This is a genomic window from Winogradskyella sp. J14-2 (assembly GCF_001971725.1).
Taxonomy (GTDB): domain Bacteria; phylum Bacteroidota; class Bacteroidia; order Flavobacteriales; family Flavobacteriaceae; genus Winogradskyella.
The window spans coordinates 618,853-640,108 of sequence record NZ_CP019388.1; the positions used below are offsets into that span (position 1 = coordinate 618,853).

Here is a 21,256-nt window from a genome sequence, read left to right on the forward strand (position 1 = left end):
TTATTCTTTTGATGTAAATATACATCAATTCAACACCATCTTCAAGTTAATTCGTATTTATTAGCGCTTTCACCGATTCAATGGTATCGATGTCATCCACAGGCTTATCTTTTCTCCATCTGGCAATTCGTGGGAATCTTAAGGCAACACCTGATTTATGGCGATTACTTAGCGCAATGCCTTCAAAAGCTATTTCAAAAACTAATTCTGGTTTTACTGTTCTTACAGGTCCAAATTTTTCTATTGCATTTTTGTTAACCCACTGCGAGATTTCGGTGATTTCCTTATCTGTTAATCCAGAATATGCTTTTGCTACTGTAACTAGAGCATCATCTTTTTTAACGGCAAAGGTATAATCTGTATATTTTGAACTACGGCGACCACTGCCCTTTTGAGCATATATCATAACAGCATCTATAGTTAGTGGATCTACTTTCCATTTCCACCAATCTCCTTTTTTTCTACCTGTATGGTATGGGGAATGTTTTTGCTTTAACATTAATCCTTCGCTATTTAAGGTCCTGGAATTATTTCTGATTTGGTGTAATTCTTCCCATTTATTAAATTTAACTAAAAAGGATAATTTAATATGTTCTGGCAAAGCAACAGAATTAAAAATGAATTCTAGTTGTCTTCTTCTTTCTATAAATGGTTTTTCTCTAATATCTACTCCTTCAAACTCCAATAGATCGTATGCAAAAAAACCTATTGGCACCTCTTTTAATAGTTTTTTGGTAACATTTTTACGGTTAAGTCGTTTTTGCAGATCGTTAAAAAGTAAAACATCATTGTCCTTCATGGCTAGTATTTCGCCGTCTAAAACAATATCTTCTTTAAAATTTTGCATCGCTTCTACAAGTTCTGGAAACTGTTTTGTCACCAATTCTTCGCCTCGAGACCAAATGTAAATTTCATTGTTTCGCTTTACGATCTGCCCTCGTATACCATCCCATTTTTGCTCAACCGTCCATTCTTTAGAGTCTCCAAGTTCTGCCAAATCTTTCTCTAGGGCGTACGCTAAACAAAAAGGGTATGGTTTAGAATTATCGTAATTTATATGACTTCCGCGTATTAAGTCTTCAAATGAAATTGAATCCACCTCCCAATTACCTATTATACTATGCATCAATTTATTAGGATCTATATTGGTGAGCTTAGCCAATGCGTTTACTAAGGTTTTTTTTGAAACGCCAATTCTAAAACTCCCACCTATTAATTTATTAAAAATGAGACGTTCTTGCTTGTCTAGTCCAGACCAAGCGTTTAGTACAAAATTTTTTTTCTCTACTTCAGGTTTTGGTTTTAATGCTTTTAACTCAGTCATCCATTCATGTAAGGATAAGTCTAATTTATAGCTCGGTTGTGGAAGTAATAATGCCATGGTTTCGCCTAGATCTCCTACCGTACTATAGCTTTCTAAAAACAACCATTCTGGTAAATCTACAATCTCGATGCACCATGCTTTCATCAGTGATGTTTTTACTGGTCTCGACGGTCTTTTTCCTGTAAATAAAGCGATTAGCCAAAGTTTGTCTTTGTCTGGTGCTGTTTTAAAATATTGGACTAATGCTTCAATCTTAGCATTAGTTTTATTTGTAATTTCTATGGCACTTATTAATTCTGAAAACAACTTCATCTTATTGTAATAATAGTGGGAGTCTTTTTTCTTTTGCTTTAAAATTTGTATTGTTTAAATTAAATACAATTAGCATTAAAATTTCTTTAAGCTAATCTCATCAATTATCTTTCATTTTATTTTAAGTTTCGATATTATCTTTTTCGGCTTTTGCCAAGGCCTCATCGCCGTATTCGGTTTTAAGTTCATTTGCTTTAATACCTATTTCATTTAAATATTTTGAAAACACAGCCTGAGAACCATGAGTAACATAAACTTGCTCTGCTTCTGAGGCTTTTACAGCTGCAATTAAACCATTCCAATCTGCATGATCGCTTACTGCAAAACCGGCATCAACGGCTTGCCAACGTCTATTGCCTCTTATTTGCATCCAACCAGAACAAATGGCGGTGGCAGGGTTTGGCAGCCGCTTTAACATACGAGAACCCAATAATGCAGGCGGCGCGATAACAATTTTGTTTTGAAGTATTTTCTTATTTAATTCTGCTGACCATAATTTAGCTTCAGGTAGTTTAATTCCAGAAGTTGATATGGCTTGATTGATATTATATATAGAGCGATGTGCATATATATCATCGCATCCATCTAAAAGAGACAATAATCGCTGTGCTTTACCTAAAGAATAACCCAAAAACACAGAAGTTCTATTGTTAGACTGATTAGTTTTTACCCAATTCCATAGTTCTTTTTGTAAAATCGTTTCTTTTTTCCAATTGTAAATGGGCAAACCAAAAGTACTTTCTGTAATTAGAGTATTACATTTTATAGGTTCATATGGTGTAGTAATAAAGTCTGGTTGGGTTTTATAATCTCCAGTAAAAACAACAATATAACCTTTGTATTCTAACCTGATTTGGGCAGAGCCTATGACATGACCAGCCGGATGAAAACTAACTTTTACACCATTTATGTCTATATGCTTGTTATAAGGAATACTTTTAACATTAATATCAGCCCCTAACCGATGTTTTAATATAGCTTTAGAATTATCCGTACATAGATAATTCTTCATTCCCCATCGCGCATGATCTGCATGACCATGAGAAATAACAGCATAATCAACAGGATACCAAGGGTCTAGATAAAATTTTCCTTGAGGGCAATATATTCCTTTTTTGGTAAATTTAATGAGTCGTTTTTCGGCTAGCATAGCCTAACGAAGCTATTGAAAAAGTTAGAGTTTTTATAGTAAAATTTCGTTAAATTTAGTTTTACAGAAAACCATCTTGAGCTATAAGCATATCTGTTCCCCATAATTTTACTAAATACGAAATATCTATTGGAAAAAAAGATGATGAGCCATCTGAATTATACTTTACAGGACATTCTATACGATTGCCGTCAATTATTTTACATTTGTTTCTGCCGTTGTCTGAAATATATATTTTCTTTTCATCTAACTTTTGGTACACTTTTTTTAAATCGATAATAGCATACTTAATAAATGATGAAGCTTTTTCTGTCTCGTCTTTAGCACTATCAATTATTCCATAAGTGAAATAGTGCGCTTTCATTTTGTAATATTCTGACTCATGCCTATCGCTTATTTTATTTGAGTCTCTTCGGTATCTAATTGTAAAATCTGTGAAATCTTTATATCGTTTTTCTCTAAAGCGTTCTTGGACACTCATAATGGAGTTACCGTTTCTAAACACATAATCTATACCGTCCATCATATCTATATATTTTAAATAATCCTTTCTTAGCTGTACTTCGGACCAATTTAACGGATTATAAATTAGAGGTATGGCCAAATTTGTATGGACATAATTAGTAAAGGCTCTATCTTTATAATATTTAGACATGTAACCATAAAAGTAAATATATTCTATACGCTTTCAAAGTATTAGACGATTTGAATTAAAAAACTCAAAAAAATTGTTGCGATAATTAATATGATAAGTTACATTTGCATCCGCATTTTTAAGGAATGTTCTTAATTTAATTAATTGGAGAGGTGCCAGAGTGGTAATGGAGCAGATTGCTAATCTGTCAACGCGTAAGTGTTGCCCGGGTTCGAATCCCGGTCTCTCCGCAAAAGATAATCGTTTTCGGGGTGTAGCGTAGCCCGGTTATCGCGCCGCGTTTGGGACGCGGAGGTCGCAGGTTCGAATCCTGCCACCCCGACTTAATGGTCGCGTAGCTCAGCTGGATAGAGCATCTGCCTTCTAAGCAGACGGTCACAGGTTCGAATCCTGTCGCGATCACAAAGAGCCATTTCTTAGCCGAAGTGGCTTTTTTGTTTGCAAAAGTGCGGGATGTAGCGCAGCCTGGTAGCGTACTAGCATGGGGTGCTAGGGGTCGCTGGTTCAAATCCAGTCATCCCGACTTTTTTTATTCTGGGTACTCTATCCTTAAGTGATAGATATTGGCAAGTTTGTGTTTTATTACCTTTTTTATAGCTTGTATTTCTTTAAAGGTAATATTGGCGTTTAAGAATTGACCGCTTTCCATTTGCTTGTTAATGATGTTTTCAACAAAATCATTAATCTTAGTTGTTGTTGGCTCCTTTAAACTTTTTGATGCGGCTTCAACACTATCGCACATCATTAAAATAGCAGTTTCTTTACTAAACGGTTTTGGCCCAGAGTAAGAAAAATCTTCAATATCTAAAGTATCATTTTCTGCCTTCTCTTTCATGTAAAAATAATATACAACACTTGTACCGTGATGGGTTCTAATAAAGTCAATAACACGATCTGGTAAATTGTATTTTTTTGCTATTTCAATACCATGTAATACGTGATCTACGATAATCATAGCGCTTTCTCTACTCGACAATTCATCGTGAGGATTAATACCATTACTTTGATTTTCTGTAAAATAGGTAGGATTCTTCATTTTGCCTATATCGTGATACAATGCTCCTACCCTAACCAACATAGCATTTGCACCAATCTCATTTGCTGAGGCTTCGGCCAAATTGGCAACATTTAATGAATGATGAAATGTCCCTGGTGCTTTGTTAGATAATTTTTTTAAAAGCTTTGTATTGGTGTCTGATAACTCTAAAAGCGACACGTCCGAAACTAGACCAAAAATCTTCTCATAAATATAGATAAGTGGCTGAACGAAAAGTGTTGCTAAACCACACAGAATAAATAGTCCGAATGTATCCCACTTTAAAGTAGTTATTTGTCCTTCGTGGATTACAAAAAAGGCGAAATAAGCGATTATGTATATTAATGTTATCTGGCCTACTGATATAAAAAGGTTAGCACGTTTATATAATTCTGAAACTGTTAATATCGTTACGATTCCGGCTATAATTTGAAGAAACATGTATTCGTAACTGTTGGGTACAATAAAGCCTAAAAGAAGTACAGTCAGTACATGAGCAAACAATCCTAATCTGGCATCAAAAAAGGCTTTTAAAACTAAAGGCAAAATACACAGAGGGACTACATAGATGTACTGTGAATTATAGTTAATTACCAAAGTAGTTAGCAATATCATCAACGCAATGTTAAAAAATATAAAGGTTACTTTGGTATTGTTCTGAAACACTTCAAATCTGTATTTCTGTAAAAACAGTAGCAACATTAAAAGTGCTAATGCGACTAATAATGTATAGGCTACGAGAACCCAATTGTAATTAGCAGTATTCCAAACCTGAGATTCATATTCAGACTTTAGTGACTTTAAAATATTGTATTCCTCATCTTCAACTACTTGCCCTTTAGAAATAATCAACTGATCTTTATCTACGCTACCACGAGTTAATGAAATTTTGGACAGTGCTTCTTCTAAGGTTGTCTTTGTTAGGGTTTCATTTAAAGTTACATTAGGTTTAATAATATCAAAAAATAGAGATATCATCCTATTTTTATTCTCAGAAGAAGTTGAATTAGCTAAATAACTCTCTAATCGATCTCGAAGTTGATTTATTTCAATTAGTCCTTTGTACTCTAAACGCTTTTCAACCGTATTAGAAGCTACTAAAACAACAGGTTTGTCATTTGCATACGGATAGTCAGTATCTAAAATTCCTTTTTCATACAAAGTCTCAATTATGTTGGCACCTTTCTTGAATAAATCCTTTTTAGACGCTGTAGAGTCACTAAAAACTTCATTAAATTTTGTTAGATAATTCAGCTTTACGGTCTCAGGAATTTCTAGATCAATATCGAAATAAACGGAAGCGTTATTTTCAATTTCCAGCTGTTCTTCATTAATTTCTTCTTGAGTTTTTTGAATCGCAAAATTAAAAGGAGCATATAAATTTTCTGACTGCCAAGGTTTACCTTTTTCAAAGGAATATTTAAACTTACCTGTCTTAGGAAATAAATAAACTATAAACAAGGTAGTCAATAAAAACAGTAGTATTTTGTATACTAATGCATGATTTTTATACCATTTATTCAGAAGTTCCTTCATATAAAATCAAAAATACATTAAATTTTTGTTTGTAAATTCATTTAAATCAATCAAAAATTAATGACACAAGGCAGTTCTTAATAACAAAAAAATGAATTTTTATCAATTAAATTTAAAACATCTATAATCTTTAATACATTCCTAAATATCTTAAAAAATCATTAATTTCGCAGGAATTAACTATAAACAAAATAATAATGAACAAGGACGTAGTAATTGTATCTGCCGTTAGAACACCTATAGGAAGTTTTTTAGGAAATTTATCTAGTGTACCAGCCCCTAAACTCGGAGCTGCAGCTATTAAAGGAGCATTAGAAAAGATAAATCTAAAACCAGAAATGGTAGATGAAGTACTAATGGGTAATGTAGTGCAAGCTGGTACAGGACAAGCACCAGCAAGACAAGCGGCTATTTTTGCTGGTATTCCAAATACCGTTCCTTGTACAACGATAAATAAAGTGTGTTCTTCTGGTATGAAAGCTGTAATGCAAGCTGCCCAAGCCATTAGTCTTGGCGATGCTGATGTTATAGTTGCTGGGGGAATGGAAAATATGAGTGCTATACCACACTATTATCATGCTCGTAGTGCTACAAAGTTTGGTCCTGCCACTTTAGTAGATGGCATGCAAAAAGATGGATTAGTTGATGCATACGATAACAATGCTATGGGTGTTTGTGCTGACGCTTGTGCTGTAGAGTACAGCTTTAGCAGAGAGGACCAAGATAAATTTGCAATACAGTCTTATGAGCGCTCTAAAGCTGCTTGGGATGCTGGTAAGTTTAATGATGAAGTTATTCCTGTTGAAGTTCCTCAACGTCGAGGTGATGCTATAGTTGTTGATAAAGATGAAGAATATACTAACGTGAAAATGGAAAAAATTCCAGCCTTGCGTCCTGCCTTTACTAAAGATGGTACAGTAACGGCTGCTAATGCTTCAACTATTAATGATGGTGCAGCGGCTTTAGTACTTATGAGTAAAGATAAAGCTGAAGAATTAGGTTTAAAACCGCTTGCGACTATAAAAAGTTATGCAGACGCAGCCCAAGAACCAGAGTGGTTTACTACTGCTCCTGCAAAAGCATTACCAAAAGCATTAGCAAAAGCCAATGTAGAATTAAGTGATGTAGATTTCTTTGAATTTAATGAAGCGTTTTCTGTTGTTGGCTTAGCTAATATGAAAATTTTAGGGTTATCTGACGATAAAGTTAACGTAAATGGTGGTGCAGTTTCTTTAGGCCATCCACTTGGCTGTTCTGGCGCCCGAATCTTAGTAACATTATTAAATGTCTTACAACAAAACGATGCAAAAATTGGTGCAGCTGCTATTTGTAATGGTGGTGGTGGTGCTTCGGCTATGGTATTAGAACGTTCTTAAATTTCTTCTATGCAATACGGAGTTTGCAATCTAGGTATTGTACCTATTCGATTAGAGCCTACTGATACTAGTGAAATGGTAACTCAGGCATTGTATGGTGACTTTTTTAAAGTGCTAGAACAGCGTAAAAAATGGAGTCGTATTCGTTTTGCATATGATAAATATGAGGGTTGGATTGATAATAAGCAATATGTTGAAATAGAAGAAGAGCAATACAACCAATTGGATAATTCTGATGTTTTTCTATCAAAAGATTTAATACAATATGTCTCAGACACATCAAATAGTTTATATCCTATTCCATTAGGCTCTGACCTAAACTGCCTGAGTCTATTAAATCAAAAGTTTGAAGGCAATAAAATTTCTGGTAAAAGCAAAAAAACTAATATTATAGAGACCGCTTTCTTGTATCTCAATGCGCCGTATCTGTGGGGAGGAAAATCTCCATTTGGCATCGATTGTTCTGGCTTTACCCAGATGGTCTATAAACTCAATGGGTATCATTTACTGCGAGATGCATCACAACAATCGACACAAGGAACTGCATTGAGTTTTATAGAAGAAAGTGAACCGGGAGATTTAGCCTTTTTTGATAATGCCGAAGGAGATATTATTCATGTAGGAATTATTATGAAAGATAACTATATTATACATGCTCATGGTAAAGTTAGAATTGATCGTTTAGACCACAGTGGTATTTATAATATTGACAAAAACACGCATACACACAGACTACGTGTCATCAAAAAAATCATTTAAAAAAAACGCGACTCTTAAAATTAAAAGTCGCGTTTTGTAATGTATTAATAAGAATTGACTTAATTATCTGATCCGTTAGATTTAGCCATCTCTTTATAAGTTTTGTACTTATCCATTTCACCCAATGCGCTATAGATATTTGCCAGTTGGTTATATATATCAGCATTGTTTAGGTTGGGATTATTTGCTACAAATTTCTCTAAAATCTCTGCACCTGCTTTAAACAAATCATTTTTTTGTGATTTAAGTTCATCGTAACGTTTATTGTCTGCAGCAGAATTCCCTAAAGTATTCATTTCGTCATTCATAGCATTACCCTTATTAACCTCTAAAAATGAAAGATTTAATGCTGCGTTAGCATAATCTGGTTTAAGTTTAAGGGTTTGTTCAAATGCAGATTTTGCAACATCATACTGCTCAACTTCCATAGCGGTAATACCAACGTTGTAGTTAAGGTCTGGATTGTCTGGTTCTTTTTTCAATGCCTCTCTAAATAGCTCAAAAGCTTTTTCGTTATTTCCAACCTTAATCTGAATTGTAGCTTCAGTTAAAATTAAGTTATTATCCTCAGGAAACTCGTCTCTGGCATCTTTAATTGCACCAAGTGCTTTTTCGTTATTTCCTTGAGATACATAGATGAACGCTATATTCTTTACAATATTAGCGCGTTTAGATTCTTCTAATCTGTCCTCTGGCTTAATATGAGTTTTCAATGTCTTTACAGCGAAGTCTCTATTGGATTTTTCAGGGAAAAATTCTTCGCCACCAGTCTCTTTGTTTGTAGCTACATAATTCATTTTTATACCTGTAAACCCTAAATTTTTTAGCTCAATAAAATATTCTAAAGATGTGTTGTAATCGTTATTCTGAGCTGCTAATAAAGCCGCATTGTATAGGTAAACAGTATCTTTTGGAGATATTTTATAAATATTGGCATATGCTTTTGACGCTACTCCTAAATCTTTACTGTTAAAGGCTTCGTTGGCTTTTTTTAGAAAAGAATTATAAATTTCGGTCTTCATTTCATTGGCATCTTCTGTGTAACGCAACTTTCCAATAGAGGATTCATGGCTTTTTAGTTCGCCTAAAGTAGATATTGCTTTATCTATATCGCTATCTGATGCAGCTCCATTTGCATAAAGTGCCTGCGCCTTTAGGAATAAAAACTTAGCTTTCATCTTGTCATCCATGTTACTCATCAATCCTTCTGCTGCTGCTACAGCAGATTTGGCATCAGCAAAATTTGAATTTTTTAGTGCTTTCTCTATAGCCTTTACCTCATCCTTTTGGGCAAAAGACATAGTAGTAACAGTAAAAATCAGCACTAATGTCATTAATTTTTTCATTTGTTATAAATAGTTTATGTTGTTAATTTTTAGTTTTCGGTTTCATTAGTATCAATAGCCGTGCCATCTTCGTTTGTTGTTTGGTCTTCTGGGTTTTCTATCTCTAATTCACCAGCAGTTTCGTCTTCATCATCCTTCATAACTTTTGCTACTGCCGCTATGGAGTCGTTGCCCTTTAAATTAATGAGTTTTACACCTTGTGTAGCTCTTCCCATTACGCGTAAATCGGCAACTTCCATACGAATTGCAATTCCAGATTTATTAATAATCATTAAATCATCCTCGTCTGAAACATTTTTTATGGCTACTAAATTACCTGTTTTTTCTGTGATAGAAATGGTTTTCACACCCTTTCCGCCTCTGTTGGTAATTCTATAATCGTCTAAGCTAGAGCGTTTGCCATATCCGTTTTCTGAGACTACTAAGATATTGCTTTCAAAATCATCTACAGCGATCATACCTATTACCTCATCGTTATCATTTGCTAAAGTGATACCTCTAACACCTGATGCATTACGGCCCATTGGTCTTGTTTTTGCTTCTTCAAAACGAATGGCTTTACCAGACCTTAGCGCTAGCATTACCTGACTTTCGCCTGTGGTTAGCTTAGCTTCTAGCAATTCATCATCTTCTTTAATGGTAATAGCGTTAATACCATTGGTACGTGGTCTAGAGTATTGTTCTAAGGATGTTTTCTTAACCTGACCTTTTTTCGTAGCCATTATGACATAATGACTGTTTATATATTCTTCATCTTTAAGATCTTGAGTACAGATAAACGCCATTACTTTATCGTCTTGTTCTATATTGATGAGGTTTTGAATTGCTCTACCTTTTGAAGTTTTAGAGCCCTCTGGTATTTCATAAACACGCATCCAGAAACACTTCCCTTTTTGGGTGAAGAACAGCATATACTGATGATTAGTGCCAACAAATAGATGCTCTAAAAAATCTTCATTACGCGTCGTTGAAGCTTTCTGACCTACACCGCCTCTATGTTGTGTTTTGTATTCAGTAAGTGAGGTACGTTTAATGTATCCGGCATGAGATATGGTAATTACAACTTTTTCATCTGGAATCATATCTTCAATACTCAAATCCCCTCCAGCATATTCTATTATAGATCGACGCTCGTCACCATACTTATCTCTTATAACTTCTAGTTCTTGCTTAATAATATCCATTCGACGCTCTTTTTTATCTAGGATATCTTTAAGGTCTTCTATGGTTTTCATTAACTCTTCATACTCTGCTCTTAACTTGTCTTGTTCTAGACCCGTTAACTGACGTAATCGCATTTCTACGATAGCCTTAGCTTGTATTTCGGTAAGCTCAAAACGAGCTATCAATTTTTCTCTAGCTTCTTCAGCATTTGCAGATGCTCTTATAAGTGCAATAACTTCATCGATATTATCTGAAGCTATAATTAACCCTTCTAAAATGTGGGCTCGCTCTTCTGCTTTACGCAATTCGTATCTTGTGCGCCTTACTACTACCTCGTGTCTGTGTTCTACGAAATAGTGAATTAAATCCTTAAGATTTAAAAGTTGAGGGCGACCTTTTACTAAGGCAATATTATTTACACTAAAAGAAGACTGTAACGCTGTGTACTTGTATAACTTGTTAAGTACTATATTTGGAATAGCATCGCGTTTTAAAACGTAAACGATACGCATTCCCTTCCTGTCAGACTCATCTCTTATGGTAGAAATACCTTCTAGTTTTTTATCATTAATTAAATCGGCAGTTTTCTTAATCATGTCTGCCTTGTTGACTTGATATGGTATCTCATTAACAATGATGCATTCTCTACCGTTTACTTCCTCGATGTTGGCTTTACCTCGCATTACTATTCTACCACGACCAGTGTGAAATGCTTCCTTTACTCCATCATAACCATAGATAGTCCCACCAGTAGGAAAATCTGGTGCTTTAATATGCTGCATCAATTCATCAACGTCAATATCTGTGTTATCTATATAAGCAATAGTACCATTTACAACTTCGGTTAGGTTGTGAGGTGGCATATTGGTTGCCATACCAACGGCTATACCAGAAGCACCATTAACTAATAAACCAGGTATACGTGTAGGCAACACTGTTGGTTCTTCTAAGGTATCATCAAAATTTAGTTTATGGTCAACTGTTTCCTTATCTATATCTGCCAACATTTCTTCAGATATTTTCTGCATTCTGGCCTCAGTGTAACGCATTGCTGCCGGACTATCACCATCTACAGACCCAAAGTTACCTTGACCATCTATTAGCATGTATCGCAAACTCCATTCCTGAGCCATACGTACCATTGTATCGTAAACCGAAGTATCGCCATGTGGATGGTATTTACCCAATACCTCACCTACAATTCTTGCTGATTTTTTGTGGGCTGTGTTTGCTCTAACACCTAGCTCGTGCATACCGTAAAGTACACGTCTATGAACAGGTTTTAAGCCATCTCTTACATCTGGTAACGCACGTGACACAATGACCGACATTGAATAATCAATGTAGGCTGATTTCATTTCATCTTCAATGTTAATCGGAATGAGTTTTTCTCCTTCTGCCATATATAAAATTATTAGATTTTTTATAAGTTTTCAAAACGTGCTAATATAAGCATTTTAGCAGTGTTTGAAGTGTTTTTGAAAGCTATTTTTAGCAGTTTTTATTAACAATTTTTGATATCTTTTTCGTTAATAAGTATCGTAAAATTTGCTTTGATTTAAAATGCTTTTTTAGTCTATTCGTTAAACCATTTTATTTAAGGTATGGTTTTTGCCTTATACATAATATGTTTTTACTATTTTTAATGCAGAAAGGAATTTACTATGGATGATAATTTTTCCCCAAGAGTTAAAGATGTTATAGCGTTTAGCAAAGAAGAAGCTTTGCGGTTAGGACACGATTTTATTGGTACGGAGCACTTAATGCTAGGCCTTCTTAGGGATGGTAACGGAAAAGCTATTGATATTTTGAGCGCCTTAGATGTTGACCTAAACCACCTGAGACGTAAAGTCGAAATCTTAAGTCCGGCTAACCCTAATATTGCGGCAACCTCTAACGAAAAGAAAAACTTGCACCTCACAAGGCAAGCTGAACGTGCCTTAAAAACAACATTTTTAGAAGCAAAGTTGTTTCAAAGCACCTCAATAAACACAGCACATTTATTATTGTGTATACTAAGAAATGAAAATGACCCAACTACTAAGTTATTAAATAAACTTAAAGTTGATTATGATAATGTAAAAGACGAATTTAAATCTATGATTACAAGTGAAGATGATTACCTAGATGAACCAAAAGCAGAATCATACTCTGATGACGATATTAATGAAGAAGACGATGCCAAACAAACCCCTTTTGGCGGAAGTCAATCTAACAAAACAAATAAAAAATCTAAAACCCCTGTTTTAGATAACTTTGGTAGAGACCTAACCATCCTTGCAGAAGAAGGGAAATTAGACCCTGTAGTAGGTCGTGAAAAAGAAATACAACGTGTGTCACAAATATTAAGCAGACGTAAAAAAAATAATCCGCTTTTAATTGGTGAACCTGGTGTTGGTAAATCTGCCATTGCCGAAGGATTAGCACTACGAATTGTTAAGCGTAAAGTATCCAGAACACTATTTAATAAACGTGTTGTTACATTAGACCTTGCAAGTTTAGTCGCTGGCACAAAGTACAGAGGACAATTTGAAGAGCGTATGAAAGCCGTAATGAATGAACTTGAAAAAAACGATGATATTATTCTGTTTATTGATGAGATTCATACTATTGTAGGTGCAGGTGGAGCTACAGGAAGTTTAGATGCTTCTAATATGTTTAAACCTGCTCTAGCAAGAGGCGAAATTCAATGCATAGGTGCAACCACCTTAGATGAGTACAGACAATATATTGAAAAAGATGGTGCTCTAGAACGTCGTTTTCAAAAAGTAATTGTGGAACCTACCTCGGTAGAAGAAACCATAGAAATACTCAATAATATTAAAGGCAAATACGAAGAGCATCATAATGTAGACTATACTCCTGAAGCTATTGAGGCTTGTGTAAAGTTAACAAATAGATACATGACAGAGCGTTTCTTACCAGATAAGGCTATCGATGCTTTGGATGAAGCAGGTTCTAGAGTGCACATAACAAATATTGATGTTCCAAAACAAATTATTGAATTAGAAAAACAACTTGAAGAGGTCAAGGAAACTAAAAACAGTGTTGTTAAGAAGCAAAAGTACGAAGAAGCTGCTAAACTAAGAGATGACGAAAAACGACTTGAAAAAGAGTTAGCAACCGCTCAAGAAAAATGGGAAGAAGAAACTAAACAACATAGAGAAATAGTAACAGAAGACAATGTTGCCGACGTTATTTCTATGATGACAGGTATACCTGTAAATAAGATAGCGCAAACTGAACTAAATAAATTAGCAAAACTCCCCGAACTCATCAAAGGACGTGTCATTGGGCAAGATACCGCTGTTGCTAAGATAGTAAAAGCAATTCAGCGCAACAGGGCTGGTCTTAAAGATCCAAATAAACCTATCGGTTCTTTTATCTTTTTAGGGCAGACTGGTGTTGGTAAAACTCAACTAGCCAAAGTTTTAGCCAGCGAATTATTTGACAGTAATGATGCTCTTGTACGCATAGATATGAGTGAATATATGGAAAAATTTGCTGTATCTAGACTTATTGGTGCACCTCCTGGATATGTTGGTTACGAAGAAGGCGGTCAGCTTACAGAAAAGATTAGACGCAAGCCTTACGCTGTTGTCCTCTTGGATGAAATTGAAAAAGCACATCCAGATGTTTTCAATATGCTTTTACAAGTTTTAGATGATGGTTATTTGACTGACAGCCTTGGTCGCAAAATCGATTTTAGAAATACCATAATTATTATGACATCTAATATAGGTGCCCGTAAGCTTAAAGATTTTGGTACTGGTGTTGGTTTTGGTACTTCTGCCAGAGAAGCCCAAGAGTCAGAATATGCTAAAGGTGTTATAGAAAACGCTCTTAAAAAAGCCTTTGCGCCCGAGTTTTTAAACAGAATTGACGATGTTATTGTATTTAATGCTCTAGAAAAAGAAGACATTAATAAAATCATTGATATAGAGCTTATTAAGCTTGTAAAACGTATTAAAGAGATAGGCTATAATTTAGTGCTTACTGATAAAGCAAAGGACTATATTGCTGACAAAGGTTTTGATAAACAATATGGTGCAAGACCATTGAACAGAGCAATTCAAAAGTATGTTGAAGACGCATTGGCTGAAGAAATCATTAATTCTAAAATACAAGAAGGTGATACAATAACAATGGATTTAGATACCAAAAAAGATGAGCTAAAAATTAAAGTTAAGAGCTCTAGTAAACCTACCGAATCTTAATCGTTTTTCAATATTTTAAAGTAAAACTCCCCAAAATTTGGGGAGTTTTTTTATATTAAAGGGAAATGTATGAAGCATGCAAGAAATTGTTGTAAAATTAAGATTTTGTACACTTTCTTTTTACGATGAATACGTTATAGCAAAAATTAACGAAGGTGTACACTTAGATCATGACCATAATGAAGTCTTAATTAAGGTCATAGAAGATCATTATAGCAAACCATTTGTATACATTACACATAGAGAAAATTCATATTCTGTTGACCCCAATGTATACCCTAGAGCTACTAAAGTTGAATATTTAAAAGGGTTCGCCGTAGTGTCTAACAAATATCAGGCAAAAATTAATGCACAAATTGAAAAGATGTTTTTTGGAAAACCTTTTGAAATCTTTGCCAACATTAATGATGCTGTTAATTGGGCAAAAGAACTAATTGCTAAGGGTTAATTGTAATAATCTTTAATGTTTTTCAACATCATAATTATTTAAAAACAGTTCTTCTACCTCAATATCTACATCCTTTAAAAATTGAATAGAGGCTTCTATATCGTCATGTAATACTTCGTCTTCTTTTATAAAAGGCACTACTTTTCTATAATGCTCTAAAAAAGACTCGAGTAATGGAGACGTTTTCATGGGTCTTCTAAACTCTAATGCTTGCGAAGCATTCATCAACTCTATAGCAATAACACGCTCTACATTTCTAATAAGATTATAAGCTTGAGTTGCTGCATTGGCTCCCATACTTACATGGTCCTCTTGCCCATTACTAGACACTATACTATCTATACTTGCCGGTGATGCTAATTGCTTATTAGCACTTACAATACTTGCCGCTGTATATTGCGGAATCATAAAGCCTGAATTTAATCCTGGATTGTCTACTAAAAATGCTGGTAAACCTCGTAAACCCGATACCAATTGAAATATTCTACGTTCAGAAATATTGCCTATTTCTGCCATAGCTATTTTTAAATAATCTAGAGCTAAAGCCAAAGGTTGCCCGTGAAAATTTCCTCCCGAAATAATTAAATCTTCATCTGAAAAAATATTTGGATTATCGGTTACCGCATTAATTTCAGTCAAAATTACTTTTTCCACAAAATCTAAAGTATCTTTTGTTGCACCATGAACTTGCGGAATACATCTAAACGAGTATGGATCTTGAACGTGTTCTTTCTCTCTATTAATTAATTCACTGCCTTTTAGAAGCTCGTTAAAACGTTTGGCTACTTTACGCTGACCTGGATGTGGTCTTACATCGTGTACCAAATCATGAAAAGGATCTAATCTACCATCAAACGCATCTAAAGATATTGCTGAGATTATATCTGCCAAATAAGAGGTTTTATGAGACATTAAGAGCAAATACACACCATAAGCACTCATAAACTGCGTTCCATTCAATAAAGCCAAGCCTTCTTTAGCTTCCAATTTTATCGGTTGCCAATTAAATTTTTCTAACAATTCTGAAGCTTCATAATTCTCACCTCCATGGACAACACTTCCTTTTCCTAAAAGTGGTAATGCCAGATGTGCCAAAGGTGCTAAATCACCAGAAGCTCCTAAAGAGCCCTGTGTAAATACAAATGGAAAAATATCATTATTAAAAAAGTCTATTAATCGCTCAACAGTTTTTAGCTGCACACCACTATGACCATAGCTTAAGGATTGTATTTTTAACAATAACATTACTTTAACTATAGACTCTGGAACACGATCGCCTGTTCCGCAAGCATGAGACATTACCAAATTTTCTTGCAACTTGGTTAAGTCCTTATCTGAAATCTTAACATTGTATAACGAGCCAAAACCTGTATTGATTCCATACATCGGTTTTTTGTTGTTGGCCAATTTGTTATCTAAATAAGATTTACAGGCCTTAATTTTTGTTATAGAGTCTTCTGAAAGTTTTAACTTTTTGTTATCCTTAAAAATGTTGTATATCGTCACAATGTCTAGTGCATCAGACGAAATAATATGATAGTTATTCATAATTACCTATTGCGCTTCTTGTTGTTCTTGTTGCTGCTGTTCTTGTTCTGGTTGTTTAAATAAATCTATGTAAGCTTCGCCTAAAGTTTCAATAATATGGCTCGCTATTAAACTCTGATATCCATAATCTTCTAAAGAAATATCGGCAGATTTTCCGTGTAAATACACTCCAAAAATAGTTGCTGCCAAAGGCTCATAACCCTGAGCAATTAAACCCGTTATTATTCCTGTTAAAACATCACCAGTTCCTGCTGTTGCCATGCCTGGATTACCTGTTGTATTTATATAAAGCTTGTCGCCAAAAACTGTTATTGTATTTGCGCCTTTTATAACGACGATGACTTTATATGCTTTTGAAAATTCTTTCGTTTTACTAAGCTTATCAAAATCATCTGTCCACTCACCTACTAATCGTTCAAGTTCTTTTGGGTGCGGTGTTAAAACTGTTTGTTCTGGTAATACCTTTAGTAGTTCTTTATTTTTAGACAAGATATTTAGTCCATCTGCATCTATAACAAGCGATGTTTTATTAGCATTCAAAAACAGCTCTAAAGCTTTGATTGTTTTATCAGCCGTTCCTAATCCCACACCAATACCAACGCCACTAGGTTCTATATCAAAAGAAATATTAGTGATTTGCTCTTCATCTTTATCAGTAATTACCATGGCCTCCGGAAAAGAAGCTTGCATACTATGGTATCCACATTTAGGAATATACGCAGTAACTAAACCTGCTCCTGCACTTAATGCTGCCCTACTTGCCAAATTAACTGCACCTATTTTACCGTAACTACCACCTACTATTAAGGCATGCCCAAAATCTCCTTTGTGCGAAAACTTTTCTCTTGGTTTGTATAAGGGTAAAACTTCATGTTTTGAAATCAATTCAGCTTCGGTTTGCGTTTGCATTAAATAATCGCGGTCTATACCTATATCTAAAACTTCCCATTGTACAGTAAATTTTGAGGTTTCTGGCAAGAAGAAAACTAACTTTGGTGACTGAAAACTAATCGTGTAATTAGCATGGACTACAGCATTTTCGTCTTCTACGGCTTTGTCAGTATATAAACCCGAAGGTATATCTACAGACAAGGTAAATGCTTTAGATGCTCTCCAGTTCTGAAACAATTCTTGCACCCATTTGTTCGGTGGTCTGTTAAGACCTATACCAAACACAGCATCTACGATAATATCTCTCTCTTCTATAGCAATATCAGAAAAATCAGCACCACAACTTAGCATTACTGGCCAGTCTTTGGTGACTGTTTTAATTCTGTCGTAATTAATTAAAAAATCTTTAGAACGCTTATCACTACAGTTTACTATATATGTGACCACATTATATCCATGAGTTAATAAATGTCTTGCTAACACCAATCCGTCGCCACCATTATTGCCAATACCACAAAACACGTGAATTGGTACTTGTGCGCCTTGCATACGCATATGAATCCAATTAAAAATCTGGGTTCCTGCGCGCTCCATAAGATCAGTAGAGGAAATATTTTGACGTTCGGTTGTGAGTTTATCGCCTTCGTATATTTGTTCTTTAGAGAATAACTTCATGTATAAATTCTGTATATTGAAAAAACTTTATTAAGGAAGTAAAAATAAGATTTTCCAAGCCAATAGAATAATAATGTATTTAGTATTAATCTTATTGTGAAAAATTCATTCGAAACACAAAGACTTCGTGTTAGACCAATAACTCTAGAAGACGCACCATTTATTTTAGAATTAATGAATACTCCAAAATGGGTAAAATTTATTGGCGACAGAAATGTAAAAAGCATTGAAGCTGCAGAAGCTTATATTACAGAAAAAGCATTACCGCAAATAGCTACTCACGGTTATGGCAACAATGTTATTATTAGAAAATCTGATAACGTAAAACTCGGTACTTGCGGAGTTTACCATAGAGAAGGTATAGAAATACCAGATATTGGCTTTGCGTTTTTACCATCTAACGAAGGAAAAGATTACGCGTTCGAAGCAGCATCAAAACTTGTAGAAATAATTAAAGACAATTATAGTCTGGCAGAACTAAGTGCCTATACTTTAGAAGAAAATCTATCCTCAAGAAAACTGCTAGAGCGTTTAGGCTTTACACTAAAAGGCATCGGAACATTGCCTACTTCTGATGAAGAATTGTTGCATTATTACAGGAAACTATAGTTTTAACCCAAATAAAGGTGAATCATATGTTTTTTTGCACACAAAACTTTTAGTTATGTACATTTAAATTTTAAATATCAAATATGAGACGTTCGCGCTGTTTTATTCTGCTTTTGGCTTTATCTTTTTTAGGTATCAATGCGCAACAGTTTACTTTAGAAACTTCATTAGACGCAACCGTCAATGAAACCTCAGGATTATTGTACATTAACAATATATTGATTACGCATAACGACAGTGCAAATACCAATCAACTTTTTGATATAGATATTTCTACAGGAAATGTAACCCGAACAGTAACCATTACCAATGCTACGAATGTTGATTGGGAAGATCTTACGCAAGATGGTACCTACATTTATATTGGCGATTTTGGTAATTACCAAGGGGACAGAGCTGATTTGAAGGTATACAGAATTGCTATTTCAGATTATTTGAATAACACGTCTATTACTGCAGATGTCATTAACTTTAGCTATGCAGACCAAACAGATTTTACAACAAGTCCGTTTGCTACCAATTTTGATGCAGAAAGTTTAATACATTATAATAACAGTCTTTATGTATTTACCAGAAATTGGCTAGATGGCAACACCAACATTTACCAATTACCTAAAACACCTGGCTCACATAGCATTTCTATGGTTGATAGTATTACAGCTGGCGGTTTGGTATCTGGTGCAACATTCAACGCAACAAGTAACGAAATTATTATGACTGGATTTGATGGTAATGGCGCATTTTTAATTGAATTAAGCGGATTTAACTCTGGGCTATTTTCTAACGGAACAGTTACAAAAACATCTATTGCTGTACCAGAAAATTATTCGTTTCAGATTGAAGGTATATATCCTCTTAACGCAAACGAGTATTTCATAACAGCTGAAGAAACTGGTGCACTTCAATCAGCTTTGTATAGTTTTAATACCTCTACCCTTTCTTTAGATGAAACTGAATTAACACCAATTTCATTTTATCCAAATCCGGCTAGAACACAAATTACATTGAGCGAGGATAGTCTTCAAACTAAAATTTATAATATAACTGGTCAATTGGTAAAAACATCAAACAAAAAAAACATTGATGTTTCAGATTTAACTTCTGGAATATATCTTATAACTATTGAAGCTGCTTTTGAAAAAAATACAATAAGAAGCCGTTTGCTAATAGAGTAATTAACCCATTATTCTTACCAATAACTCTTTAAGTAAGTCGCCTTGTGGTACTGCATTGGCACCAACACCTTTGCCTTTAACGTCAAATTCCCTAAGTAAAGCAACCACTGCACTTACTTTTTTCATTGGGTAATTGCGAGCTGCTGTAAGGTACTCATTAACAAAATAAGGATTAACCCTTAATGCCGAAGCTACACTTCTTGGATTTTTGTCTGTCATGCCGTGAAGATGTAACAACTGTGAAAAGAAATTAAACAACAGCCCTACAGTTACCACCATAGGATTGTCCTTAGGATTATCACCAAAATACTTTGCAATACGCTGTGCTTTAACAATATCTCTGGCACCCACAGCTTTCCGAAGTTCAAAATTATTATAATCTTTACTTATTCCTATATTTTCTTCAATATGCTCTGGTGTAATCTGTGTGCCTTTTGGTAAAACAATTTTTAGCTTATTGAGCTCATTATTTACTTTACTTAAATCGGTTCCTAAAAACTCAACCAGCATTTGCGCTGCTTTTGGCGAAATATCATAACCTTGTCCTTTTAGAACACGTCTTATCCAATCCGGAACCTGATTATCATAGAGTTTTTTGCTTTCAAAAACTACACTACCGTTTTTGTTTATTGCCTTGTATAACGCTTTGCGTTTATCAATTTTTTTATACTTATAATTAATAACCAAAACCGTTGTTGGTTGTGGGTTTTCGGCATACGATGCTAGCTTTTCTATGGTACGACTAAGGTCTTGCGCTTCTTTAACAATAACTACTTGACGCTCTGCCATCATAGGATAACGCTTGGCATTACTTACGATATCGTCTATAGTAACATCTCTTCCATAAAGCACCATTTGGTTAAACCCTTTTTCGGCTTCATCCAAAAGATTATCTTCAATAAAATCTGAAATCTTATCAATGTAGTATGCCTCCTCACCCATTAAAAAATAGATGGGTTTAATTTGTCCTTTTTTTATGTCTGCTACTAATGCTTTTACCTCGTCCAATCTCTTATTTTGTTTGTGTGATTGCTA

The 21,256-nt window shown here is 34.6% G+C and carries 15 protein-coding genes and 4 tRNA genes; 10 read left to right on the top strand and 9 right to left on the bottom strand.

Annotated features, from left to right (window positions below):
- Nucleotides 1–46: 46 nt before the first annotated feature.
- From BWZ20_RS02900 to BWZ20_RS02910, 3 genes are all read right to left on the bottom strand, one after another.
- Nucleotides 47–1,636 carry an ATP-dependent DNA ligase gene (locus tag BWZ20_RS02900; protein ID WP_076616029.1) on the bottom strand — a complete coding sequence of 530 codons (1,590 nt, stop codon included), beginning with the start codon at nt 1,634–1,636 and terminating at the stop codon, nt 47–49.
- Nucleotides 1,637–1,757: 121 nt separating this feature from the next.
- On the bottom strand, nt 1,758–2,786 hold the full coding sequence (locus BWZ20_RS02905; protein ID WP_076616032.1) for a ligase-associated DNA damage response exonuclease: 1,029 nt from the start codon (nt 2,784–2,786) through the stop codon (nt 1,758–1,760).
- A 61-nt stretch (nt 2,787–2,847) separates the two neighbouring features.
- Entirely contained in the window at nt 2,848–3,441 is a 594-nt protein-coding gene (locus BWZ20_RS02910) for a hypothetical protein (RefSeq protein WP_076616036.1), read from the bottom strand.
- Between the two features lie 146 nt (nt 3,442–3,587).
- Between BWZ20_RS02910 and BWZ20_RS02915 the strand changes: the two genes are divergently transcribed.
- From BWZ20_RS02915 to BWZ20_RS02930, 4 genes are all read left to right on the top strand, one after another.
- Nucleotides 3,588–3,671, top strand: a tRNA-Ser gene (locus BWZ20_RS02915).
- Nucleotides 3,672–3,688: 17 nt separating this feature from the next.
- A tRNA-Pro gene (locus BWZ20_RS02920) sits at nt 3,689–3,763 on the top strand.
- Nucleotides 3,764–3,769: 6 nt separating this feature from the next.
- Nucleotides 3,770–3,843, top strand: a tRNA-Arg gene (locus BWZ20_RS02925).
- A gap of 47 nt (nt 3,844–3,890) precedes the next feature.
- A tRNA-Pro gene (locus BWZ20_RS02930) sits at nt 3,891–3,964 on the top strand.
- Between the two features lie 6 nt (nt 3,965–3,970).
- On the opposite strand, the gene BWZ20_RS02935 is transcribed toward BWZ20_RS02930, so the two are convergent.
- Entirely contained in the window at nt 3,971–6,013 is a 2,043-nt protein-coding gene (locus tag BWZ20_RS02935) for an HD family phosphohydrolase (RefSeq protein ID WP_076616039.1), read from the bottom strand.
- 197 nt (nt 6,014–6,210) lie between these two features.
- Here BWZ20_RS02935 and BWZ20_RS02940 point away from each other — a divergent pair, with 197 nt between their 5' ends.
- Together BWZ20_RS02940 and BWZ20_RS02945 are read left to right on the top strand one after the other, a co-directional pair.
- Nucleotides 6,211–7,389 carry an acetyl-CoA C-acyltransferase gene (locus BWZ20_RS02940; protein ID WP_076616041.1) on the top strand — a complete coding sequence of 393 codons (1,179 nt, stop codon included), beginning with the start codon at nt 6,211–6,213 and terminating at the stop codon, nt 7,387–7,389.
- A 9-nt stretch (nt 7,390–7,398) separates the two neighbouring features.
- A complete protein-coding gene (locus tag BWZ20_RS02945; RefSeq protein ID WP_076616043.1) occupies nt 7,399–8,148 on the top strand; it encodes a C40 family peptidase in 750 nt (249 codons plus the stop codon).
- A 59-nt stretch (nt 8,149–8,207) separates the two neighbouring features.
- Here the strand turns inward: BWZ20_RS02945 and BWZ20_RS02950 are convergent, their stop codons facing one another.
- Entirely contained in the window at nt 8,208–9,494 is a 1,287-nt protein-coding gene (locus tag BWZ20_RS02950) for a tetratricopeptide repeat protein (RefSeq protein ID WP_076616046.1), read from the bottom strand.
- Nucleotides 9,495–9,523: 29 nt separating this feature from the next.
- Complete coding sequence (gene gyrA / locus BWZ20_RS02955) at nt 9,524–12,061, bottom strand: DNA gyrase subunit A (protein WP_076616049.1); 2,538 nt, start codon at nt 12,059–12,061, stop codon at nt 9,524–9,526.
- A gap of 261 nt (nt 12,062–12,322) precedes the next feature.
- Here gyrA and BWZ20_RS02960 point away from each other — a divergent pair, with 261 nt between their 5' ends.
- Together BWZ20_RS02960 and BWZ20_RS02965 are read left to right on the top strand one after the other, a co-directional pair.
- Nucleotides 12,323–14,875 carry an ATP-dependent Clp protease ATP-binding subunit gene (locus BWZ20_RS02960; protein ID WP_076616052.1) on the top strand — a complete coding sequence of 851 codons (2,553 nt, stop codon included), beginning with the start codon at nt 12,323–12,325 and terminating at the stop codon, nt 14,873–14,875.
- 76 nt (nt 14,876–14,951) lie between these two features.
- Entirely contained in the window at nt 14,952–15,323 is a 372-nt protein-coding gene (locus tag BWZ20_RS02965) for a hypothetical protein (RefSeq protein WP_076616055.1), read from the top strand.
- A gap of 12 nt (nt 15,324–15,335) precedes the next feature.
- Here the strand turns inward: BWZ20_RS02965 and hutH are convergent, their stop codons facing one another.
- Together hutH and BWZ20_RS02975 are read right to left on the bottom strand one after the other, a co-directional pair.
- Entirely contained in the window at nt 15,336–16,871 is a 1,536-nt protein-coding gene (hutH, locus tag BWZ20_RS02970; protein WP_076616058.1) for a histidine ammonia-lyase, read from the bottom strand.
- Between the two features lie 6 nt (nt 16,872–16,877).
- Complete coding sequence (locus tag BWZ20_RS02975; RefSeq protein WP_076616061.1) at nt 16,878–18,437, bottom strand: bifunctional ADP-dependent NAD(P)H-hydrate dehydratase/NAD(P)H-hydrate epimerase; 1,560 nt, start codon at nt 18,435–18,437, stop codon at nt 16,878–16,880.
- Between the two features lie 96 nt (nt 18,438–18,533).
- Between BWZ20_RS02975 and BWZ20_RS02980 the strand changes: the two genes are divergently transcribed.
- Both BWZ20_RS02980 and BWZ20_RS02985 read left to right on the top strand, forming a co-directional pair.
- Nucleotides 18,534–19,046, top strand: coding sequence for a GNAT family N-acetyltransferase (locus tag BWZ20_RS02980; RefSeq protein ID WP_076616064.1), 513 nt, complete (start codon nt 18,534–18,536; stop codon nt 19,044–19,046).
- Between the two features lie 83 nt (nt 19,047–19,129).
- Entirely contained in the window at nt 19,130–20,221 is a 1,092-nt protein-coding gene (locus tag BWZ20_RS02985) for a T9SS type A sorting domain-containing protein (RefSeq protein WP_076616067.1), read from the top strand.
- On the opposite strand, the gene holA is transcribed toward BWZ20_RS02985, so the two are convergent.
- Nucleotides 20,222–21,229, bottom strand: coding sequence for a DNA polymerase III subunit delta (gene holA / locus BWZ20_RS02990; protein WP_076616070.1), 1,008 nt, complete (start codon nt 21,227–21,229; stop codon nt 20,222–20,224).
- Nucleotides 21,230–21,256: the final 27 nt, after the last annotated feature.